The organism is Rhodoferax sp. GW822-FHT04A08, assembly GCF_058801025.1.
Genome location: NZ_JBXAMW010000001.1, coordinates 23539 through 43796, shown reverse-complemented (window position 1 = coordinate 43796; position 20258 = coordinate 23539). Strand labels below are relative to the sequence as shown.

Sequence of the window (20258 nt, the reverse complement as noted above, 5' to 3'; positions counted from 1 at the left end):
CCCGGCCCGGGGGCGGGCCAGCCAGCCTGCCCTGCCCGGCTTACTGCAGCGTCTCTTTGACCGCAGGTGACAGGAGCATGGGGAGCACGTCTATGCCCTCGTCCAGCAAGGCGCGCGCCTCGTCCAGCGTGGTCTTGCCGCGAATGGCACGCTCTTCCTTTTCGCCATAGTGCATCTTGCGTGCTTCCTCGGCAAACTGGTCACCCACATCCTGCGTTTGAGCGATGAGTTTGCGGGACAGCTCCAGCCAGGCTTCCATCAGCGCCTGATTCGGCTGGGCGCCATTCACCATCTCCACCTCGGTGGTCTTTTCCAGGCGCTGGGTCGAAAGGTTCAGTCGCGGCGCGCTCAGCTTCTTTTGCACCGATGCGTCGCCACACAAGGGACATTGCACCATGCCGCGCTGGGATTGGGACAGATAGTCGTCCTCGGACGCGAACCAACCTTCAAAGGTATGGCCGTGTGAGCATTGCAGATCCAGAACTTTCATGCGGGTATTTTCACCTATGGGCTCAACCCTGTGTCGGCTGCCAGTCCAATGTCCAGCCGCCGGAAAGCACATTCTGCAACCACAGAGCCGCGGCCAGGGTCTTGGCATCAGTGACCTGACCTTGCATGCACCATTGCAGCAGCTCGGCAGGCGTGGCAGTGAACACGTCCAGAAACTCTCCTGCATCCAGATGCTGCGCGCCTGCAACCAGTCCGCGCGCAAACCAGACATCAATGAATTCCGACGAATAGGCGATCGCCGGATGCAGCACGCCGGCGCGGGCCCATTCGGTGGCGGTATAGCCAGTCTCTTCCAGCAATTCACGCTGGGCACACGCAGCACTCGCCTCCCCGGGGTCCAGCTTGCCTGCCGGGAACTCGATCATGGTTTGGCCAAGGGGATAGCGGAACTGACGCTCTAGCACCACTTTCCAAGTGCCATCTGCATCTTGCAAAAGAGGTACCACCATCACCGCGCCGGGATGCACGACGTATTCACGGGTGGCCACTGCACCGTCCGGCAAAAACACCTCATCCCGGAATGCATGCAGAAAGCTGCCCTTGAACAGCTCTTGTGACGACTTTCTGGTTTCCACCAGATGCTTGTATTCAGGCTTGCTCAATCAATTCCCCTATTGCCAATGAAAACGGGCTGCATATTGACTGCAGCCCGCTTAGGTAAAAGAACAGAAACCGGGCTCAGGTTCCCAGCATCTGCAGCACTGACTTGGCACACAGGGCCATCAGGCCGCCAGGCAACAGACCCAGAACAACAATCAGGACACCATTGAGGCACAAGACCAAACGCACATCTGCACCCGCAACCACCGTGCTGGCGGTAATGGGGGCATCAAAGTACATGACCTTGACGAGTCGCAGGTAGTAGAAAGCGCCGATCAGCGACATCAGAACCGAGAACACGGCCAAGTACAGGTACAGAGAACTGCCTGTTGCAATCAGCGCCTGCAGCACCGAAAGTTTGGCGTAGAAACCTGCCAGAGGCGGAATACCTGCCAGCGAGAACATCGCCACGGCCATGATGCCGGCATACAGCGGACTGCGCTGGTTCAGACCGGCGAAGTCTGCAATCTCTTCGCTCTCAAATCCTTCGCGCGACAGCAGCAGCAACACGCCGAAGCTGGCCAAAGTCGTCAGCACATAGGTGATGACATAGAACATGGACGAGCTGTAGGCGTTTGCCGCCAACTCGGTCTTGCCGTTGGCAACGCCAGCAATGAAGCCCAGTAACACAAAGCCCATTTGCGAAATGGTGGAGAAAGCCAACATCCGCTTGACGTTGGTCTGCATGATGGCGGCCAGATTTCCCAGCAGCAACGAACCGATCGCCAGAACCATCAGCATCTGCTGCCAGTCCACTGCCAGCGGCAGCATACCTTCCACCAGCAGGCGAATGGTCATGCCGAACGCCGCCAGCTTGGGGGCGCCGCCAATCATCAGGGTAACGGCTGTGGGAGCACCCTGGTAAACGTCGGGAATCCACATATGGAAGGGAACCACGCCGAGCTTGAACGCCAGACCCGCCACGATGAACACCACACCGAAGACCAGCACCTGGTGGGTTACATGACCGGAAGCGATTGCCTTGAACACCGCAGTGATATCCAGCGAGCCAGTAGCTCCGTACAGCATGGACATGCCATACAGAAGGAAACCGGAGGCCATGGCACCGAGCACAAAATACTTGATCGCAGCTTCTGTAGCCACCACATGGTCACGACGCAATGCTACCAGCGCGTAGCTCGACAGCGTCAGCAGCTCCAATCCCAGGTAGATCACCAGGAAGTTGTTGCCGGAAATCATGACGAACATGCCCAGCAGCGAAAACAGGCTGAGTGTGAACAACTCTCCACCGCGCAGCATGTCACGCTGACCGGCATAGGGACGACCATAGACCAAGGTGACCATGACCGCAACCGTGGCAAAACACTTGAGCCAGTTTCCCATGGAGTCACTGACCACCATGTTGCCAAACGCATAGACCGTCTCACCGCTGGAAGCAGTCGTCAATTCCAGATAGGCAACCACGGCCAGCGTCAGAAGGGTCAGAACGTAGGTTGCACCACGCAACGGCGTCTTGACGCCCAGGTCAAATATGGCGATGAAGCACGCCATCAAAAACAAAACAAGCTCGGGCAGAACCGCGATCAAACTGATGTTGTCAATCATCTTGTATCTCTCAATTCAGTGTGATCAATTCAAAATGGGCAATTTGGAAACCGCAATCTGCTTGAGCAGTTGCGCAACCGATGCATCCATCACGTCGGTGAAGGGTTTGGGATAGATACCCATGTACAGCACTGCTGCGCCCAACAGGGCCAGCATCAGGAACTCACGCGCATTGATATCCAGCAGGTCACGTACATGGTCGTTGCCAATGGCACCCAGGTACACACGCTTGAACATCCACAGCGTATAGGCTGCACCAAAAATCAGTGCGCTGGCTGCAACAAAGCCGATCCAGAAGTTGAACTTCACCGCCCCCAAGATCACCATCCATTCACCCACAAAGCCTGCGGTTCCCGGCAAACCACAGTTGGCCATGGAGAACAGCAACGCAAAAGCGGCAAACTTGGGCATGGTGTTAACCACGCCACCGTAGGCTGCAATCTCACGGGAGTGCACGCGGTCGTACAAGACGCCGATCGAAAGGAACATGGCACCCGACACAAAGCCATGCGCAATCATCTGAACAATGCCACCGGAAATGCCGAGATCGTTGAAGATGAAGAAGCCCAAGGTCACGAAACCCATGTGTGCCACGGAAGAGTAAGCCACCAGCTTCTTCATGTCCTGCTGGACCATTGCCACCAACCCCACATAGACCACAGCAATCAGCGACAACGTGATCATGAAGCCGGCCCACTCATGCGCTGCGTCCGGGGCGATGGGCAACGAAAAGCGCAGGAAACCGTAAGCACCCAGCTTCAGCATGATGGCGGCCAGAACGGCAGAACCACCAGTAGGCGCTTCCACGTGCACATCGGGCAACCAGGTGTGCACCGGCCACATCGGCACCTTGACCGCAAAGGCTGCAAAGAAGGCAAAGAAGATGAATGTCTGCGCCGTGCGACCCAGCGGCAAAGCGTACCAGACCGACAGATCAAAGCTGCCACCCGACTGGGTGTACAGATAAATCAGGGCGATCAGCAGCAGCAAGGAACCCATCAAGGTGTAGAGGAAGAACTTGAACGCTGCGTAGATCTTGTTCGGACCGCCCCAGATACCGATGATCAGGTACATCGGGATCAGCGTCGCTTCGAAGAACACATAGAACAGCATGCCGTCCAGTGCGCAAAACACGCCAATCATTAATCCACTCAGGATCAGGAAGGCACCCATGTACTGGTTGACACGGGAGGTAATCACTTCCCAGCCCGCAATCACCACGACGACGTTGATGAAGGCGGTCAGCAACACGAACCAGAAGGAAATGCCGTCCAGGCCCAGGTGGTAGCTGACATTGAAACGCTCAATCCAGGGCGTGTTTTCCACAAACTGCATGGCCGCAGAGTGGTTGTCGAATTGCCCATACAAGGGCAAGGTCACCAGCAGGCTGACCACTGCGCCAATCAGCGCCACCCAACGTACGGTTTTTGCCTGGTCATCACGCCCCAGGGCCAGAAGAACAACACCAAACGCGATAGGCGTCCAGATCGCAAGGCTCAACAATCCCATTTTTTCTTTCTCCTACTTGAGCCAAACGAAATACGTCATCAGGACAAAGATGCCCAGAATCATGGCCAACGCGTAGTGGTACAGATAGCCGGTCTGGATTCTGCGAATACCTCCCGACACCCATCCCACCAGCTTCCAGGAACCGTTGACCACGGCACCATCAATCAGCATCTGATCGCCGCCCTTCCACAGACCGGTACCCAGGCCACGCGCACCGCGTGCCAGCACATTTTCATTGAACCAGTCCATGTAGTACTTGTTTTCCAGCAGGGTGTAGATAGGCGACACGGCGCGCTTGATGGCAGCGGGCAGTGCTGGGTTCACCATATACATGTAATAGGACAAGGCCACACCCGCCAGCGCCAGCCACAAAGGTGCACTGGTCAGCGCGTGCAGGGCCATGGCAACGGGGCCGTGGAATGCATGGGCCAGCTCTTCCATACCAGGATGCTTCTCGGCATCGATGAATATCGCGCCCTTGAAGAAATCGCCAAACAGCATGGGGTCAATGGTCAGGAAACCAATGATGACCGAGGGAATAGCCAGCAAGACCAGAGGTACCCACACCACCCAGGGCGACTCATGCGGATGGTGATCGCCATGGTGACCATGGTCGTCATGGCCATGGTGGTGTGCGTCCGGATTCTGGTCAAAGCGCTCTTTTCCATGGAACACCAGGAAATACATGCGGAAGGAGTAGAACGCCGTGACGAATACACCAGCCAATACGGCGAAGGATGCAAAGCCTGCGCCCGGCAGATGGCTCTCAGATACCACCTCAATGATGCTGTCCTTGGAATAGAAACCTGCGAAGAACGGCGTACCGATCAACGCCAACGAACCCAGCAAGGAGGTTATCCAGGTGATGGGCATGTACTTGCGCAGACCACCCATCCAGCGGATGTCCTGGTTGTGGTGGCAGCCCATGATGACCGAACCAGCACCAAGAAACAGCAGCGCCTTGAAAAACGCGTGCGTCATCAGGTGGAACACGGCGACCGAGTAGGCCGATGCGCCCAGCGCCACCGTCATGTAGCCCAGTTGCGACAGCGTGGAATACGCTACCACGCGCTTGATGTCGTTCTGGATGATGCCCAGGAAGCCCATGAACAAGGCAGTGATGGAGCCGATCACCATGATGAAATTCAGCGCCGTATCGGAGAGCTCGAACAGTGGCGACATACGTGCCACCATGAAGATGCCGGCGGTCACCATGGTTGCAGCGTGGATCAACGCGGAGATGGGTGTAGGGCCTTCCATGGAGTCAGGCAGCCACACGTGCAACGGGAACTGGGCCGACTTGCCCATGGCGCCGATGAACAGGCAGATGCAAGTCACGGAGATCAGCATCCAGTCCGTACCCGGAAAGGTCAGTTTGGCCAGTTCTTCGGACTTGCTGAATACTTCGGTGTAGTTCAGGGTGCCGGCAAAGGCAACGATCAACCCGATGCCCAGAATGAAGCCAAAGTCACCCACGCGGTTCACCAGGAAAGCCTTCATGTTGGCGAAGATGGCCGTGGGCTTGTTGAACCAGAAACCGATCAGCAGGTACGACACCAGACCCACCGCTTCCCAACCGAAGAACAGTTGCAGCAGGTTGTTGCTCATCACCAGCATCAACATGGAGAAGGTGAACAATGAGATGTAGGCGAAGAAGCGGTTGTAGCCCTCGTCCTCATGCATGTAACCGATGGTGTAGAGGTGGACCATCAGGGACACAAAGGTCACCACACACATCATCATGGCGGTCAGGCCATCCACCAGGAAGCCAACTTCCATCTTGAGACCACCGACGGACATCCAGGTGTACAGGGTCTCATTGAAATGGGCACCGTCTTGCACCACGCTCATCAGCGTCATGGCAGACAGTACAAAGGCAATCAACACGCCCAAAATGGTGAGCGTGTGGCTGCCAGCGCGCCCGATACGATTGCCACCGAACTTGGTACCCAGCACACCGGCCAGCACCGAGCCCGCCAATGGCGCCAAGGGAACCCAGATCAGGGTCGAAGCAGAAAGGGTTTGACTCATCTTATTAACCCTTGAGCGAATGAAGTTCATCCACGTTGACGGTGGACTTGTTACGGAACAGCAAGACCAGAATCGCCAATCCGATGGCGGACTCAGCGGCAGCGACGGTCAGGATGAAGAACACGAAGATCTGACCATGCATGTCATGCAAGTAATAGGAAAACGCCACGAAGTTGGTATTGACCGCCAGCAGCATCAGTTCGATGGCCATCAGCAACACGATCAGGTTGCGCCGATTCAGAAAAATACCCACTACCGACATGGCGAACAGAATGGCGCCCAATGTGAGAAAGTGACCCAGTGTGAGCGTCATGCTTTTACCTCCGCAGCTTGCGACTCGGGCTCGGGTGCTGCCTGCGTAGCAGTCATCTTCACCACTGTCATACGATCCTTGGCTTTCACGCGAACCTGATGTCCAGCACTCACATGCTTGCTGTCCTTGCGTGCACGCAAGGTGAGCGCAATGGCAGCGAACATGGCGACCATCAGAATCGCAGCGGCCACTTCAAGCGGGAACAGGTATTGCGTGAAAAGAACCTTGCCCAGCTCCTGGGTGTTGGATATGGAAGGAGCACCAGCGGCTCCGGCCGCCAGATCCGTACCGCGGAAGCCCCCCATCAAAACGGCAGACATTTCCAGCGCGATGACCACACCGATCAGGGCCGCAAAGGGAAAGTGCTTCCAGAAACCCTGTCGCAACGTATCGAGATGGATGTCCATCATCATCACAACGAAAAGGAACAGCACCATGACAGCACCCACGTAGACCAGTACCAGCACGATGGCCAGGAACTCAGCCTTGAGCAACATCCAAATCATGGCAGCCTGGAAAAATGTCAGCACCAGAAACAACACGGCATGCACCGGATTGCGCGCGGTGATGACGCGGAACGCTGCAATCAGCAGGACCGTGGAAAAAATATAGAAAAGACCTGTCGTGACACTCATGGTTCAAATTCTTTCTGTCATTGGTCTTATCGGTATTTGGCGTCTGCGGCCTTGCTTGCAGCAATTTCGCTCTCATAGCGATCGCCTACGGCCAGCAGCATGTCCTTGGTGAAATACAGATCCCCACGCTTTTCACCGTGGTATTCAAAGATATGCGTTTCCACAATCGAATCCACCGGGCAACTCTCTTCGCAAAAGCCGCAGAAGATGCATTTAGTCAGATCGATGTCGTAACGCGTGGTGCGACGGGAGCCGTCGGCACGCACATCAGACTCAATGGTGATGGCCATAGCCGGGCAAACCGCTTCACACAATTTGCAGGCGATGCAGCGCTCTTCACCGTTTTCGTAACGACGCAGTGCATGCAGGCCACGGAAGCGCGGCGACAGCGGCGTTTTTTCTTCCGGAAACTGCACCGTCACTTTGCGACGGAACAGATAGCGACCAGTCAGTGCCAGTCCCTTGAACAGCTCCACCAACAGGAAGCTGTAGAGAAAATCCTTGACGGAAAAGGGCAGAGGAATGCTCTTTACAGTTTTGCTTGTCATGATTGAATCCTTCACTTCCAGATGCTGAAGGAAGTCTGCATCCACACGCCCACCACAGTCAGCCAGAACAGCGTGACAGGAATGAACACCTTCCAGCCCAGACGCATGACCTGGTCATAGCGGAACCGTGGGAACGTCGCACGCACCCAGATGAAGAAACTGATGATGGCAAAAGACTTGATACCGAGCCAGATCCAGCCGGGAACCCAGTCCAGCGCGGCCACTGGAGATAGCCACCCGCCCAGGAACATCACGGAGGCCATGACGGAAATCAGCCACATATTGGCGTATTCCGACAGATAGAACATGGCGTACGACATGCCGGAGTACTCCACCATGTGACCGGCCACAATTTCCGCTTCACCCTCCACAACGTCAAATGGGTGGCGATTGGTTTCAGCCAGACCGGAGATGATGTACACCACAAAAATCGGCAACAAAGGCAACCAGTTCCAGGAGAGGAAGCCCAGCCCCATATCCACGAATTGGCCCTTGCCTTGGCCCAGCACGATCTGCGTCAGATTCATGCTGCCGCTCACCATGAGCACAATGACCAGGCAGAAGCCCATGGCAATTTCATAGCTCACCATTTGCGCCGAAGCACGAATGGCACCGAGGAACGCATACTTGGAGTTGGAAGCCCAACCGGCAATCACCACGCCATAGACTTCCAAGGAGGCAATGGCCATCAGGTACAGCAAGCCCGCATTGACGTTGGCCAATGCGATGTCCGGGCCAAAGGGAACCACAGCCCAAGTCGCCATGGACGGCATGATGGTCAGCACTGGGCCGATAAAGAACAAGCCTTTGTTCGCAGCCGTAGGAACCAGGATTTCCTTGGTCAACAGCTTGAGCGCATCAGCGATAGGCTGAAGAATGCCCCAGGGGCCCACGCGGTTGGGTCCGAGACGGACCTGCATCCAACCCAGGAATTTGCGTTCCCACAGGGTGGTATATGCGACAGCGCCCATCAAAGGAAGCACCACCACAATGATCTTGATCAGCGTCCAGATAATGGGCCAGACCAGACCAGTCCACCACGCTCCGCCGCTGAGGCCAGCGCCTGCATTGAAAATTGTGTCAATCATGCCAGTGCCTCCTGTGCCGACTGCTGTGCATTTGCGGATCGCGCATCGGCGGTCAATTGCAGGGAGGATGCTCTACGCACCAAACCGTCCAGTTGATAAATCGACGCTACCGCGGGCTCGACAGTCGTCGGCGTCAAATCAATGACCGCATTGGTCGCGTTACCCAAGCGGGCCGCAGGAACAAACTCAGGCACAGCACCTGCGTCTTTGTGCATCGCCAGCAGGACGTCCTGTGCCGACTCATAGTCGAAGCCCGGAATACCCAAAAGATTGGCCAGCACGCGAATGACCTTCCACGCAGGACGTGTTTCGCCAGCTGGGCGCACAACCGCATAGAAACTCTGCACGCGACCTTCGGCATTCACAAAGGTACCTGCCGTTTCCGAGAAGGGTGCAATGGGCAACAGCACGTCGCTGAAGGCCATATTGGCCTTGAATGGGCTGAGCGTCACCACCATTTCCGCCTGGTTCAGCGCCTGGGCAGCCTTGGCCCCAGCTGCGCTGTCCTGCACGGGTTCGGTATTGAGCAGGATCGCGGCCTTGAGACCGCCGGCCAGCATCTGCCCTGCGTTCAGACCACCGGTGCCCGGCAGGGCACCCGCAATTTGCGCACCAACCGTATTGGCAGCTTCCGTCAGATAACCAACGGTGGCGCCTGTTTGCGCAGCGATCCAGTTGGCCAGTGCCAGCAGGCTGGACGCCTTGGCATGGTGTGCCGCAGCATTGCCCAGCAGGATGGCTTTGTTTGCACCGCCCAACAGACTTTTCGCAATCGCTTGCGACTGAGAAGTAACGTTGCCAGCAGCTGGTGCACTGACGCCCTGCTCTGCCGCAACTGCAGCGGCAATATCAGCCAGCGCTTGTACCCATTGCGGCGCAGGAGCCAGCAATGTGTTGGCCACTGGCAAAGCCCAGTCGGTCATCACTGCATTGAGTGCATTGACCTGGCAGCCCAGCTTGGCGGCCTGGCGAATACGTTGTGCAAATAGGGGATGGTCCTTGCGCAGGTTGGAACCCACGACCAGAACGCGCTCCAGATGCGACAGCGATGCAATCGAGGTGCCCAGATAGAGCGCTTGTGCAGAGGTTCCAAATTCGGCGTTGCGCAGGCGATAGTCGATGTTCTCGCTACCCAGGCCGCGCACCAAGGCACCTGCCAGATACAGTTCTTCCAGCGTGCTGTGCGGACTGACCAGCGCACCAATGGATTGCGCACCATGGTTGGTCTTGATCTGTTTCAGGCCGTTCGCCACGTATTCCAGTGCGGTCTGCCAATCCACTGTCTTCCATTCACCGCCCTGCTTGAGCATGGGCGCGGTCAGACGGTCATCACCGTTCAAGGCTTCATAGGAGAAACGATCACGGTCGGCAATCCAGCATTCGTTGACCGCTTCGTTTTCCAGCGGAACAACACGCAGCACCTTGTTGTTCTTGACCTGGACAATCAGGTTGGAACCGGTGGAGTCATGCGGGCTGACCGACTTGCGGCGTGACAACTCCCAGGTACGGGCGCTGTAGCGGAAAGGTTTGCTGGTCAAGGCACCCACAGGGCAGATGTCAATCATGTTGCCAGACAGTTCCGAATCCACCGACTGACCGACGAAAGTTTCGATCTCGGCATGCTCCCCGCGATGGGACATGCCCAGTTCCATCACGCCAGCCACTTCCTGACCGAAGCGAACGCAACGTGTGCAGTGAATGCAGCGGCTCATTTCCTCCATGGAAATCAGCGGGCCGACGTCCTTGTGGAAGACCACGCGCTTTTCTTCTTCGTAACGTGAAGTGGAGCCGCCATAACCCACAGCCAAGTCCTGCAACTGGCATTCGCCGCCCTGATCACAGATCGGGCAATCCAGCGGATGGTTGATCAGCAGGAACTCCATCACCGACTTCTGGGCCTTGATAGCCTTGTCGCTCTTGGTGCGGACAATCATGCCCTGCGTTACGGGAGTTGCACAGGCCGGCATGGGCTTGGGCATCTTCTCCACGTCCACCAAGCACATGCGGCAATTGGCCGCAATGCTGAGCTTCTTGTGGTAGCAGAAATGAGGGATGTAGGTTCCAGCTCGGTCCGCAGCATGCATGATCATGCTGCCTTCAGAGATTTCAACCTTTTTGCCGTCGAGTTCGATTTCAATCATGAGATGCCTTTCGCAGGGCCGTCCCAAGGAAGGCATGCGCCCCCTCGGGGGGCCGCGAACGATAAGTGAGCTTGGGGGTCATATTCGATTCGCTCAAACGTTGGCAGTGACCATGCAGGTCTTGTGCTCAACGTGGTGCACAAATTCGTGCCGGAAGTGCTTGATCATGGCGCGCACCGGCATGGCCGCTGCATCGCCCAGAGCACAGATGGTTCTACCCATGATGTTCTCTGCCACGTTGTCCAGCAGATCCATATCTGCAGGACGCCCTTGTCCTTCTTCGATGCGATCCACCACGCGGGACAACCAGCCCGTGCCTTCGCGGCAAGGTGTGCACTGACCGCAGGATTCGTGGGCATAGAAGTAGCTCAGTCGTTGCAGCGCTTTGACCATGCAACGGCTGTCGTCCATCACAATCACAGCGCCAGAACCGAGCATGGAACCCGCCTTGGAGATGGAGTCGTAGTCCATGGTGCATTCCATGATGATGGAAGCAGGCAGCACAGGCGAAGAAGATCCACCGGGGATGACGGCCTTGAGCGTGCGTCCGGCACGTACACCGCCAGCCAACTCCAGCAGTTTGGCAAAAGGCGTACCCATGGGAACTTCGTAGTTGCCAGGACGCTCCACGTCACCGCTTACTGAATAGATCTTGGTGCCGCCGTTGTTGGGCTTGCCGCATTCGAGGTAGGCCTGGGCGCCGTTGCGGATGATCCAGGGAACCGCCGCGAAGGTCTCGGTGTTATTGATTGTGGTGGGCTTGCCGTACAGGCCAAAACTGGCCGGGAAAGGCGGCTTGAACCGGGGCTGCCCCTTCTTGCCTTCCAGCGACTCCAGCAGTGCGGTTTCTTCACCGCAGATATAAGCGCCAAAACCGTGGGCCGCGTGCAGCTGGAAGCTGAACTCGCTACCCAAAATGTTGTCACCCAAATAGCCGGCAGCGCGGGCTTCTTCCAGTGCTTCTTCAAAGCGCTCGTAGGCCGAGAAGATTTCACCATGGATGTAGTTGTAACCCACGCTGATACCCATGGCGTAGGCCGCAATGATCATGCCTTCAATCACGATATGCGGATTGAATTGCAGGATGTCGCGGTCCTTGCAGGTACCGGGTTCGCCTTCGTCCGAATTGCACACCAGGTATTTCTGTCCCGGGAACTTGCGCGGCATGAAGCTCCACTTCAAGCCGGTGGGAAAACCGGCGCCGCCGCGACCACGCAGGGCCGACTCTTTGACGGTCGTAATGACCTGGTCCTGGCTCAGCCCTTCGCCGCCGTCCTTGCCAAGCACCTTGCGCAACGCTTGATAGCCACCACGGGCTTCATAGTCCTTGATGCGCCAGTTGGAGCCATTCAATCCTGCGTAGATTTGCGGATTGATGTGGCGGTCATGGAAACAGGTCTGAACGCCAGTGGCGCTGAACTGGTTGATGATGTCTTGAGCGCTCATGCCTTGCCCTCCGCGGCGCGGATGCCGTCTACCAACTGGTCCAGCTTTTCATTGCTCATGAAGCTGCACATCTTGCGGTCATTCACCAGCATCACAGGCGAGTCGGCGCAGGCGCCCAGGCACTCGCTCTGCTGCAAGGTGAACAGACCATCTGCCGTGGTTTCGCCCATGGAGATGCCCAGCTTTTTTTCCAGATGGTGCAGGGCCACTTGGCCATCGCGCAACTGGCAAGGCAGATTGGTACACACATTGAGCTTGAACTTGCCAACCGGGCGCTGGTTGTACATGTTGTAGAACGTGGTCACTTCATGCACAGCCATAGGCGCCATGCCGAGGTAGTCAGCCACTACTTTTTCACTTTCGGCGCTGACATAGCCCAGTTCCTGCTGCACGATGGACAGGCAAGCCATCACGGCTGACTGCTTCTGGTCGGCGGGGTACTTGGCTACTTCCTTGGCAAAGCGCGCTTTGGTAGCTTCAGAGATCATCGATCAATCTCTCCAAAAACAATATCAATCGTGCCGATCACGGCGACCGCATCAGCGATCATGTGACCGGTGGTCATTTCGTTGAGGCCTGAGAGGTGCACAAAGCCTGGCGGACGGATCTTCATGCGGTACGGCTTGTTGGCACCATCACTCACGATGTAGATGCCAAACTCGCCCTTGGGATGCTCCACCGCCGCATACGCCTCGCCTTCCGGCACGCGAAAGCCTTCAGAAAACAGCTTGAAGTGGTGAATCAGCTCTTCCATGCTGGTCTTCATGGATTCACGCGAAGGCGGTGCAACCTTGTGGTTCTCCGTGATCACTGGGCCGGGGTTGGCGCGCAACCACTTTATGCACTGCTTGATGAGCTCGTTGGACTGCTTCATCTCCTCCATGCGGACCAGGTAACGGTCATACACATCACCCGTCTTGCCCACTGGAATGTCAAACTCCAACTCGCTATAGACCTCATACGGCTGCTGCTTGCGCAAATCCCAAGCCACGCCAGATCCGCGCAGCATGGGGCCGGTGAAGCCCAGATTCAGTGCGCGCTCGTCCGTGACGATGCCGATATCCACCGTACGCTGCTTGAAAATGCGGTTGTCGGTCAGCAGTGTGTGGTATTCCTCCATGCACACCGGGAAGCGACGTGTGAAATCCTCGATGTAATCCAGCAAAGAGCCTTGGCGATTGCGGTTCAACTCTTCCACGCCCTTGACATTGCGCACCTTGCTGGCCTTGAACTTCGGCATGGTCTCCGGCAGATCGCGATACACGCCGCCCGGACGGAAGTAGGCCGCGTGCATACGTGCACCGCTGACTGATTCATACATGTCGAACAGGTCTTCGCGCTCACGGAAGGTGTACATCAGGATAGTGGAGCTACCCAGGTCATTGGCCACCGAGCCCAACCACATCAGGTGATTGAGCAGGCGCGTGATTTCGGCAAACATCACACGGATGTACTGGGCACGCACCGGCACCTCGATACCCAGCAGCTTTTCGATCGCCAGGCAATACGCATGCTCATTGCTCATCATGGACACGTAATCGAGGCGGTCCATATAGGGCAAGGTCTGGATGTAGGTCTTGGTCTCAGCCAGCTTTTCGGTGGCACGGTGCAGCAACCCGATATGCGGATCTGCACGCTGGATGACTTCGCCATCCAGCTCCAGCACCAGACGCAACACACCGTGTGCTGCCGGGTGTTGGGGTCCAAAGTTCAGGGTGTAGTTCTTGATTTCAGCCATGCGCTCTACTGCTTATTGCAGGCCCCCGTATTTGTCTTCACGAATCACGCGCGGGGTGATTTCCCGCGCTTCGATGGTGACCGGCTGGTACACCACGCGTGCACGCTCGGCGTCGTAACGCATTTCCACGTGACCTTCGGCAGGGAAGTCCTTGCGGAAGGGATGCCCGATGAAGCCGTAGTCGGTCAGAATGCGACGCAGGTCTTCGTGGCCTTCAAACACGATGCCGAACAGGTCAAACGCTTCGCGTTCAAACCAGTTGGCAGAAGCCCATACCTTGCTCAACGAATCCACCACCGGCATGTCGTCATCCGTGGCAAAAACTTTCAGACGCAAGCGCTGATTCAAAGACACGGAAAGCAGGTGTGACACCGCACAAAAACGCGGGCCATCATGCTCCCCATTCTTGTACTCGGAGTAATCCACGCCACACAGATCGATCAATTGCTCAAATTTGCAGCCTGCAGAATCCTTGAGTGCACGTGCGGCAGCAAGATAGTCGGAAGCAGCAACTTCAACAGTCACCTCACCCAGCGCAATGGATATCTTTTGAACCTTGTCGCCAAGAGCGGCCACCACTGCATCGCGTGTGGCCTCGGGACGGACAGAAAATGTTGTCATGCTGATCCTTTACGCCCGTGCAATCGTCTCTGTACGGCGAATCTTCAGCTGCAACTGCAGGATGCCGTAAATCAGCGCTTCAGCTGTAGGCGGGCATCCCGGCACATACACATCCACGGGAACAATGCGATCACAGCCGCGCACCACGGAATAGCTGTAGTGGTAGTAGCCGCCACCATTCGCACAGGAACCCATGGAGAGCACCCAGCGTGGCTCCGACATCTGGTCGTACACCTTGCGAAAGGCAGGAGCCATCTTGTTGGTCAACGTACCCGCCACGATCATCAGATCGGACTGGCGGGGGCTGGCACGAAACACCTCAGCGCCAAAGCGACTGAGGTCATAGCGCGCAACCGCAGAGTGCATCATCTCCACCGCACAGCACGCCAGACCAAAAGTCATGGGCCAAATGGAGCCGGTCTTGGCCCAATTCATCACCGAGTCGTAACTCGTGGTGACAAATCCTTCTTTGAGTACACCTTCAATCATTTGTTTACTCCCAATCGAGGGCGCCTTTTTTCCACATGTAGACAAAACCGATCGTGAGCACCGCCACGAATTCCAGCCCAACCAGGAAACCAATCAGGCCCGTCTCTTTCAACGAAACCGCCCAGGGAAACAGAAATGCCGTTTCCAGGTCAAACAAGATGAACAGGATGGCTACCAGGTAGTAGCGCACGTCAAACTTCATGCGGGCATCTTCAAATGCCTCGAAGCCACATTCGTAAGGAGAGTTTTTGGCGGGGTCTGGCCGATTGGGGCCGAGCACATAGCCGATGACTTGGGGTGCGACACCGATGCCGATACCAACCAAGATGAACAAGAGGACGGGGAGATATTGATCGAGGTTCATCTTTGGATCTGATCACCGTAAATTGCTTCACACCGGAGAACTCCGGAGTGAAGTCACCACATTTGGTGCCGTCGGCGAGACTCGAACTCGCACAGCTTTCGCCACTACCCCCTCAAGATAGCGTGTCTACCAATTTCACCACGACGGCGGCTTTATGTTGCAGGACTTGCGTGAGGAGCCCCACGGCTTTTTGCTCATCCAGCAACCTTAGAGTTTACCCTGAAATCACCCCGGTTCCCCTGGGGTGAAGGGAATTACTTCGATGGAATTTGTGCGGCGCCCGATGCAGGGGCTGCAGGCGCAGCCGGGGCCACAGCGGCAGCCGGCGCAGCAGGTGCCACAGACTCCAAGACACTGCCAGAACTGCTGGGGCGCTGGTTGCCGAAATAGGCCAAAGCCAACGTGCACACAAAGAACACCGTGGCCAGGATAGCGGTTGTTCGCGACAGGAAATTGGCACTGCCACTGGCGCCGAACAAGCTGCCAGAGCTTCCGCTACCAAAGGCAGCACCCATATCCGCACCTTTGCCGTGCTGTACCAAAATCAGGCCGATCATGGCCAAAGCAGACAACATTTGAACCGTCAAAATAATCGTAACCACAATACTCATACTCTTCTCCTAATTCGTAAACCTGCCGCGCGCATCAGTTGGCTGCGGCAATGATGGAAAGAAAATCTGCCGCCTTGAGTGCGGCTCCGCCAACCAGGCCGCCATCAATATCCGGCTGCGCCAGCAATTGGGCCGCATTGGCTGCATTCATGCTGCCGCCGTACAGAATGTGGACGCGGTCAGCCTTCTCACTGGCGGCATGCAGTTGCGCCCTTAGCACAGCGTGTACTTGCTGTGCCATTTCGGGCGTCGCAGTTTTGCCAGTACCAATGGCCCAGACAGGCTCGTACGCCACAACGATTTCACTTATGCAATGGCCATTGGCATGAATAACCGCCGCCAACTGGCGCTTGACCACCTCTTCCGTACGACCAGCCTCACGCTCCGCCAAGGTCTCACCCACACACACGATCGGAGTAATGCCTGCCGCCAAGGCACGCTGGGCCTTGGTTGCCACTGTGCTATCTGTCTCGCCATGGTAATGACGACGCTCGGAATGACCCACGATCACGTAGCGAGTGCCAAAGTCCTTGAGCATGGCAGCAGAAATTTCACCGGTATAAGCACCGGACTCCTGCGCCGAGACATCCTGTGCGCCCAGGGCAATGGCGGTACCCTCAACCAAATGTTGAACTTGCGCCAGATAGACCGCGGGCACACACACCGTCACCAGGCTCTTCCAATCTGCAGAACCAACCAGCAAGGCTTGCAGCAAAGCGGCATTGGAGGCTGCATTGCCGTTCATCTTCCAATTGCCAGCGATCAGCTTCTTTTTCATGCTGTTCCCCAATTCAAAACAATTTTCCCCACATGCCGATTGGACTCCATCAATGCATGCGCTGCAGCCGCTCCACTTCCCGTCGGGCTTGCGGCATCCACCGCAGCAAATACGCTGTGGATCACCGGCTTAACGCGCCCGGATTCCAGCAGCGGCCAGACCTTGTGCAGACAGGCTTGTGCGATGGCCTGCTTGAAGGCCACCGGCCGCACGCGCAGCGTGGAACCGGTCACCGTCAGGCGCTTGCGCATCACCAGACCTGCATTGATTTCACTTCTCACACCACCCTGCACGGCAATGATGACCAGACGGCCGTCCTCAGCCAGGCAATTGACTTCACGTGCCACATAGGCTCCCGCCACCATGTCCAGTATCACGTCCACGCCGCGGCCATCGGTCAGGCGTTTGACTTCGGCTTCAAAATCCTGCGTCTTGTAGTTGATGGCATGGTCAGCACCGAGCACAAGGATCGCATCGCACTTGGCATCGCTGCCGGCGGTGGCAATCACCTTGGCCCCCAAAGCCTTGGCCAACTGAATGGCGGTTACGCCAATGCCGCTGGTACCGCCTTGCACCAACAAGGTTTCACCAGCGGCCAGGCGGCCGCGGTCAAACACATTGCTCCAGACGGTAAAGAAAGTCTCCGGCAGGCTCGCAGCCTCGACATCACTCAAGCCCCGCGGAACGGGCAGGCATTGCGCAATCGGTGCCACGCAGAATTCAGCATAGCCGCCGCCCGCCACAAGCGCACACACGCGGTCTCCCACATGCAAACCTGCGGCCGCCAGCGCCTGCGCATCGCCATCAACGATCGTCCCGGCCACTTCCAGTCCGGGAATGTCGGATGCCCCCTCGGGCGCAGGGTAGTGTCCGCCACGCTGCAGCACATCGGGACGGTTCACCCCGCTGGCAGACACGCGCAGACACAGCTCCCCCGCCGCCATTGTCGGCATGGGGCGCTCTGCCAGACGTAAAACGTCCGGCGCGCCAAAGGATGCTATTTCGACGACTTTCATGAAGTGTGTACCGCAGGGGTCGTCCGAGACGGACTCAGAGACCCCGGCTTGCTTGCGTACTTAACCTTGCTGTTCGCCGTTTGCTGCCGGACGGTCAAGTAGCGCCTTCATGGACAGCTTGATACGACCCTTTTCGTCGGTCTCCAGAACCTTGACCTTGACGATCTGACCTTCGGACAGGTAGTCCGTGACCTTTTCGACGCGCTCATGGGCGATCTGACTGATGTGCAGCAGGCCATCCTTGCCGGGCAGCAGGTTGACCAGGGCGCCGAAGTCCAGAATCTTGGTAACCGGGCCTTCGTAGACCTTGCCGATTTCCACTTCTGCGGTGATCTGTTCGATACGGCGCTTGGCTTCTTCAGCCTTGGCTGGATCGGCGGAAGCGATGGTGATGGTGCCGTCTTCCTCGATGTTGATCTGGGTGCCAGTTTCTTCGGTCAACGCACGGATGACTGCGCCGCCCTTGCCGATCACGTCACGAATCTTCTCGGGGTTGATCTTCATGGTGAACAGGCGCGGTGCGAAGTTGGACACTTCGGTCTTGGCTTCGGACATGGCTTCCTGCATCTTGCCCAGGATGTGCATACGGGCTTCCTTGGCCTGGGCCAGAGCAACCTGCATGATTTCCTTGGTGATGCCCTGGATCTTGATGTCCATCTGCAGAGCAGTAATACCGTTGGTGGTACCGGCCACCTTGAAGTCCATGTCACCCAGGTGGTCTTCGTCACCCAGGATGTCGGTCAACACGGCAAAGCGGTTGTCTTCCTTGATCAGACCCATGGCGATACCAGCCACGTGGGCCTTCATCGGCACACCAGCATCCATCAGCGACAGGCAGCCGCCACAAACGGAAGCCATGGAAGAGGAGCCATTGGACTCGGTGATTTCCGACACCACACGCATGGTGTAGGGGAAGTCTTCCTTGTTCGGCAGCACGGCAACCAGGGCACGCTTGGCCAGACGGCCGTGGCCGATCTCGCGGCGCTTTGGGGTTCCGACGCGGCCGGTTTCACCGGTGGCGAAGGGAGGCATGTTGTAGTGCAGCATGAAGCGGTCTTCGTACTCACCGGACAGTGCGTCAATGCGCTGCGCATCACGCTCGGTGCCCAGGGTGGTGATCACCAAAGCCTGGGTCTCGCCACGGGTAAACAGGGCAGAGCCATGGGTGCGCGGCAGCACGCTGTTACGGATTTCGATCGGACGCACGGTACGGGTGTCGCGGCCGTCGATACGGGGTTCGCCTGCCAAAATCTGGCTGCGCACGATCTTGGCTTCGATTTCAAACAGCAGGCCTTCGACAGCCACACTGTCAAACGCAGCGCCATCGGCCTTCAGGGCGGCCATGACGTCAGCGTAAGCCGCGCGGCACGCTTGCGTACGGGCTTGCTTGTTGCGGATCTGGTATACGGCAACCAGCTTGTCCTTGGCCAGGCTGTCGATCTTGGCGATCAGTGCTTCGTCCTTGGCAGGAGCCTTCCAGTCCCACACCGGCTTGCCCGCATCACGCACCAGTTCATGGATGGCGTTGATGGCGATATTGCCTTGCTGGTGGCCGTAAACCACAGCACCCAGCATGACTTCTTCGGACAGTTGTTGGGCTTCGGACTCGACCATCAGCACTGCGGCTTCAGTACCAGCCACCACCAGATCCATCAAGGAATCCTTGCGGGCAGTCTGGCCAGGGTTGAGCACGTATTCACCGTTGACGTAACCCACGCGGGCGGCACCAATGGGGCCGCTGAAAGGCACGCCGCTGACGGACAGTGCGGCGCTCACGGCGATCATGGCAGCGATATCGGCATCGACTTCAGGATTCAGCGACACGGTATGCACAACCACGTGCACTTCGTTGAAAAAGCCTTCAGGGAACAGGGGGCGGATTGGACGGTCGATCAGGCGGCTGGTCAGGGTCTCGAATTCGCTGGGGCGGCCTTCGCGCTTGAAGAAGCTGCCGGGAATCTTGCCAGCGGCATAGCTCTTTTCGAGGTAGTCAACGGTCAGGGGGAAAAAGTCCTGACCGGCCTTGCCTTCGGTCTTGGCGACCACGGTGGCCAGCACCACGGTGCCGTCCATGTCCAGCAGCACGGCGCCGCTGGATTGACGGGCGATTTCGCCGGTTTCCATGGTGACTGTGTGTTGGCCCCACTGGAACGTCTTGCTTACTTTTTTGAACATCGTCATATTGCTTATCTCCATTGATTACGGATATGAATTGGGAGGTGCAGGCCACCTCGCCCAAGCCCGGATTCAACGT

Annotated in this window: 20 protein-coding genes and 1 tRNA gene; all 21 read right to left on the bottom strand. The window is 57.2% G+C overall.

Annotated elements, in window-relative coordinates:
• Positions 1 to 40: 40 nt before the first annotated feature.
• Positions 41 to 490 carry a DUF1178 family protein gene (locus AC1RMF_RS00215; RefSeq protein ID WP_342618166.1) on the bottom strand — a complete coding sequence of 150 codons (450 nt, stop codon included), beginning with the start codon at positions 488 to 490 and terminating at the stop codon, positions 41 to 43.
• A gap of 22 nt (positions 491 to 512) precedes the next feature.
• The gene (locus AC1RMF_RS00210; RefSeq protein WP_342618167.1) at positions 513 to 1112 is read right to left on the bottom strand and encodes an NUDIX domain-containing protein; all 600 of its coding nucleotides are present in this window, start codon (positions 1110 to 1112) and stop codon (positions 513 to 515) included.
• A 76-nt stretch (positions 1113 to 1188) separates the two neighbouring features.
• Positions 1189 to 2676, bottom strand: a complete 1488-nt coding sequence (gene nuoN, locus AC1RMF_RS00205; RefSeq protein WP_493138624.1) for an NADH-quinone oxidoreductase subunit NuoN — start codon at positions 2674 to 2676, stop codon at positions 1189 to 1191.
• A gap of 24 nt (positions 2677 to 2700) precedes the next feature.
• The gene (locus AC1RMF_RS00200; RefSeq protein ID WP_493138622.1) at positions 2701 to 4185 is read right to left on the bottom strand and encodes an NADH-quinone oxidoreductase subunit M; all 1485 of its coding nucleotides are present in this window, start codon (positions 4183 to 4185) and stop codon (positions 2701 to 2703) included.
• Positions 4186 to 4197: 12 nt separating this feature from the next.
• Entirely contained in the window at positions 4198 to 6216 is a 2019-nt protein-coding gene (nuoL, locus tag AC1RMF_RS00195; protein ID WP_493138620.1) for an NADH-quinone oxidoreductase subunit L, read from the bottom strand.
• A gap of 4 nt (positions 6217 to 6220) precedes the next feature.
• A complete protein-coding gene (nuoK, locus tag AC1RMF_RS00190; protein ID WP_342618171.1) occupies positions 6221 to 6529 on the bottom strand; it encodes an NADH-quinone oxidoreductase subunit NuoK in 309 nt (102 codons plus the stop codon).
• Positions 6526 to 7164: an NADH-quinone oxidoreductase subunit J gene (locus AC1RMF_RS00185; protein WP_342618172.1), complete on the bottom strand. Its 639-nt coding sequence runs from the start codon at positions 7162 to 7164 to the stop codon at positions 6526 to 6528. Before AC1RMF_RS00185 ends, nuoK begins: the two co-directional genes overlap by 4 nt.
• Positions 7165 to 7190: 26 nt before the next feature.
• Positions 7191 to 7712 (bottom strand): NADH-quinone oxidoreductase subunit NuoI, encoded by a 522-nt coding sequence (gene nuoI / locus AC1RMF_RS00180; protein ID WP_493138617.1) that lies wholly within the window; start codon positions 7710 to 7712, stop codon positions 7191 to 7193.
• An 11-nt stretch (positions 7713 to 7723) separates the two neighbouring features.
• Positions 7724 to 8800 carry an NADH-quinone oxidoreductase subunit NuoH gene (nuoH, locus tag AC1RMF_RS00175; RefSeq protein WP_493138615.1) on the bottom strand — a complete coding sequence of 359 codons (1077 nt, stop codon included), beginning with the start codon at positions 8798 to 8800 and terminating at the stop codon, positions 7724 to 7726.
• Complete coding sequence (nuoG, locus tag AC1RMF_RS00170; protein ID WP_493138613.1) at positions 8797 to 10941, bottom strand: NADH-quinone oxidoreductase subunit NuoG; 2145 nt, start codon at positions 10939 to 10941, stop codon at positions 8797 to 8799. Before nuoG ends, nuoH begins: the two co-directional genes overlap by 4 nt.
• 93 nt (positions 10942 to 11034) lie before the next feature.
• The gene (gene nuoF, locus AC1RMF_RS00165; RefSeq protein WP_342618178.1) at positions 11035 to 12387 is read right to left on the bottom strand and encodes an NADH-quinone oxidoreductase subunit NuoF; all 1353 of its coding nucleotides are present in this window, start codon (positions 12385 to 12387) and stop codon (positions 11035 to 11037) included.
• Positions 12384 to 12875 carry an NADH-quinone oxidoreductase subunit NuoE gene (gene nuoE / locus AC1RMF_RS00160; protein WP_342618179.1) on the bottom strand — a complete coding sequence of 164 codons (492 nt, stop codon included), beginning with the start codon at positions 12873 to 12875 and terminating at the stop codon, positions 12384 to 12386. Before nuoE ends, nuoF begins: the two co-directional genes overlap by 4 nt.
• Positions 12872 to 14125 carry an NADH-quinone oxidoreductase subunit D gene (locus AC1RMF_RS00155; protein ID WP_493138611.1) on the bottom strand — a complete coding sequence of 418 codons (1254 nt, stop codon included), beginning with the start codon at positions 14123 to 14125 and terminating at the stop codon, positions 12872 to 12874. Before AC1RMF_RS00155 ends, nuoE begins: the two co-directional genes overlap by 4 nt.
• Positions 14126 to 14137: 12 nt before the next feature.
• Positions 14138 to 14746: an NADH-quinone oxidoreductase subunit C gene (locus AC1RMF_RS00150; protein ID WP_342618181.1), complete on the bottom strand. Its 609-nt coding sequence runs from the start codon at positions 14744 to 14746 to the stop codon at positions 14138 to 14140.
• A 9-nt stretch (positions 14747 to 14755) separates the two neighbouring features.
• Positions 14756 to 15235 carry a NuoB/complex I 20 kDa subunit family protein gene (locus AC1RMF_RS00145; protein ID WP_342618182.1) on the bottom strand — a complete coding sequence of 160 codons (480 nt, stop codon included), beginning with the start codon at positions 15233 to 15235 and terminating at the stop codon, positions 14756 to 14758.
• 4 nt (positions 15236 to 15239) lie between these two features.
• Positions 15240 to 15599: an NADH-quinone oxidoreductase subunit A gene (locus tag AC1RMF_RS00140; protein WP_493138608.1), complete on the bottom strand. Its 360-nt coding sequence runs from the start codon at positions 15597 to 15599 to the stop codon at positions 15240 to 15242.
• A gap of 63 nt (positions 15600 to 15662) precedes the next feature.
• Positions 15663 to 15747, bottom strand: a tRNA-Leu gene (locus AC1RMF_RS00135).
• A gap of 106 nt (positions 15748 to 15853) precedes the next feature.
• Entirely contained in the window at positions 15854 to 16210 is a 357-nt protein-coding gene (secG, locus tag AC1RMF_RS00130; protein ID WP_342618184.1) for a preprotein translocase subunit SecG, read from the bottom strand.
• A gap of 34 nt (positions 16211 to 16244) precedes the next feature.
• Entirely contained in the window at positions 16245 to 16988 is a 744-nt protein-coding gene (gene tpiA / locus AC1RMF_RS00125) for a triose-phosphate isomerase (protein ID WP_493138606.1), read from the bottom strand.
• On the bottom strand, positions 16985 to 18004 hold the full coding sequence (locus AC1RMF_RS00120) for an NAD(P)H-quinone oxidoreductase (protein WP_493138604.1): 1020 nt from the start codon (positions 18002 to 18004) through the stop codon (positions 16985 to 16987). The genes tpiA and AC1RMF_RS00120 overlap by 4 nt, the downstream gene beginning before the upstream one ends.
• 60 nt (positions 18005 to 18064) lie before the next feature.
• Entirely contained in the window at positions 18065 to 20185 is a 2121-nt protein-coding gene (gene pnp / locus AC1RMF_RS00115; RefSeq protein ID WP_493138603.1) for a polyribonucleotide nucleotidyltransferase, read from the bottom strand.
• Between the last annotated feature and the right edge of the window lie 73 nt (positions 20186 to 20258).

What these genes read in the sequence shown, in the direction of transcription:
- nuoG (WP_493138613.1), bottom strand. Translation starts at nt 10,941, where the DNA reads ATGATTGAAATCGAACTCGACGGCAAAAAGGTTGAAATCTCTGAAGGC.
- AC1RMF_RS00145 (WP_342618182.1), bottom strand. Translation starts at nt 15,235, where the DNA reads ATGATTGAAGGTGTACTCAAAGAAGGATTTGTCACCACGAGTTACGAC.
- tpiA (WP_493138606.1), bottom strand. Translation starts at nt 16,988, where the DNA reads ATGAAAAAGAAGCTGATCGCTGGCAATTGGAAGATGAACGGCAATGCA.
- AC1RMF_RS00120 (WP_493138604.1), bottom strand. Translation starts at nt 18,004, where the DNA reads ATGAAAGTCGTCGAAATAGCATCCTTTGGCGCGCCGGACGTTTTACGT.
- nuoF (WP_342618178.1), bottom strand. Translation starts at nt 12,387, where the DNA reads ATGAGCGCTCAAGACATCATCAACCAGTTCAGCGCCACTGGCGTTCAG.
- nuoI (WP_493138617.1), bottom strand. Translation starts at nt 7,712, where the DNA reads ATGACAAGCAAAACTGTAAAGAGCATTCCTCTGCCCTTTTCCGTCAAG.
- AC1RMF_RS00200 (WP_493138622.1), bottom strand. Translation starts at nt 4,185, where the DNA reads ATGGGATTGTTGAGCCTTGCGATCTGGACGCCTATCGCGTTTGGTGTT.
- AC1RMF_RS00150 (WP_342618181.1), bottom strand. Translation starts at nt 14,746, where the DNA reads ATGACAACATTTTCTGTCCGTCCCGAGGCCACACGCGATGCAGTGGTG.
- nuoL (WP_493138620.1), bottom strand. Translation starts at nt 6,216, where the DNA reads ATGAGTCAAACCCTTTCTGCTTCGACCCTGATCTGGGTTCCCTTGGCG.
- AC1RMF_RS00185 (WP_342618172.1), bottom strand. Translation starts at nt 7,164, where the DNA reads ATGAGTGTCACGACAGGTCTTTTCTATATTTTTTCCACGGTCCTGCTG.
- nuoK (WP_342618171.1), bottom strand. Translation starts at nt 6,529, where the DNA reads ATGACGCTCACACTGGGTCACTTTCTCACATTGGGCGCCATTCTGTTC.
- AC1RMF_RS00140 (WP_493138608.1), bottom strand. Translation starts at nt 15,599, where the DNA reads ATGAACCTCGATCAATATCTCCCCGTCCTCTTGTTCATCTTGGTTGGT.
- AC1RMF_RS00155 (WP_493138611.1), bottom strand. Translation starts at nt 14,125, where the DNA reads ATGGCTGAAATCAAGAACTACACCCTGAACTTTGGACCCCAACACCCG.
- AC1RMF_RS00215 (WP_342618166.1), bottom strand. Translation starts at nt 490, where the DNA reads ATGAAAGTTCTGGATCTGCAATGCTCACACGGCCATACCTTTGAAGGT.
- nuoE (WP_342618179.1), bottom strand. Translation starts at nt 12,875, where the DNA reads ATGATCTCTGAAGCTACCAAAGCGCGCTTTGCCAAGGAAGTAGCCAAG.
- secG (WP_342618184.1), bottom strand. Translation starts at nt 16,210, where the DNA reads ATGAGTATTGTGGTTACGATTATTTTGACGGTTCAAATGTTGTCTGCT.
- nuoH (WP_493138615.1), bottom strand. Translation starts at nt 8,800, where the DNA reads ATGATTGACACAATTTTCAATGCAGGCGCTGGCCTCAGCGGCGGAGCG.
- pnp (WP_493138603.1), bottom strand. Translation starts at nt 20,185, where the DNA reads ATGACGATGTTCAAAAAAGTAAGCAAGACGTTCCAGTGGGGCCAACAC.
- nuoN (WP_493138624.1), bottom strand. Translation starts at nt 2,676, where the DNA reads ATGATTGACAACATCAGTTTGATCGCGGTTCTGCCCGAGCTTGTTTTG.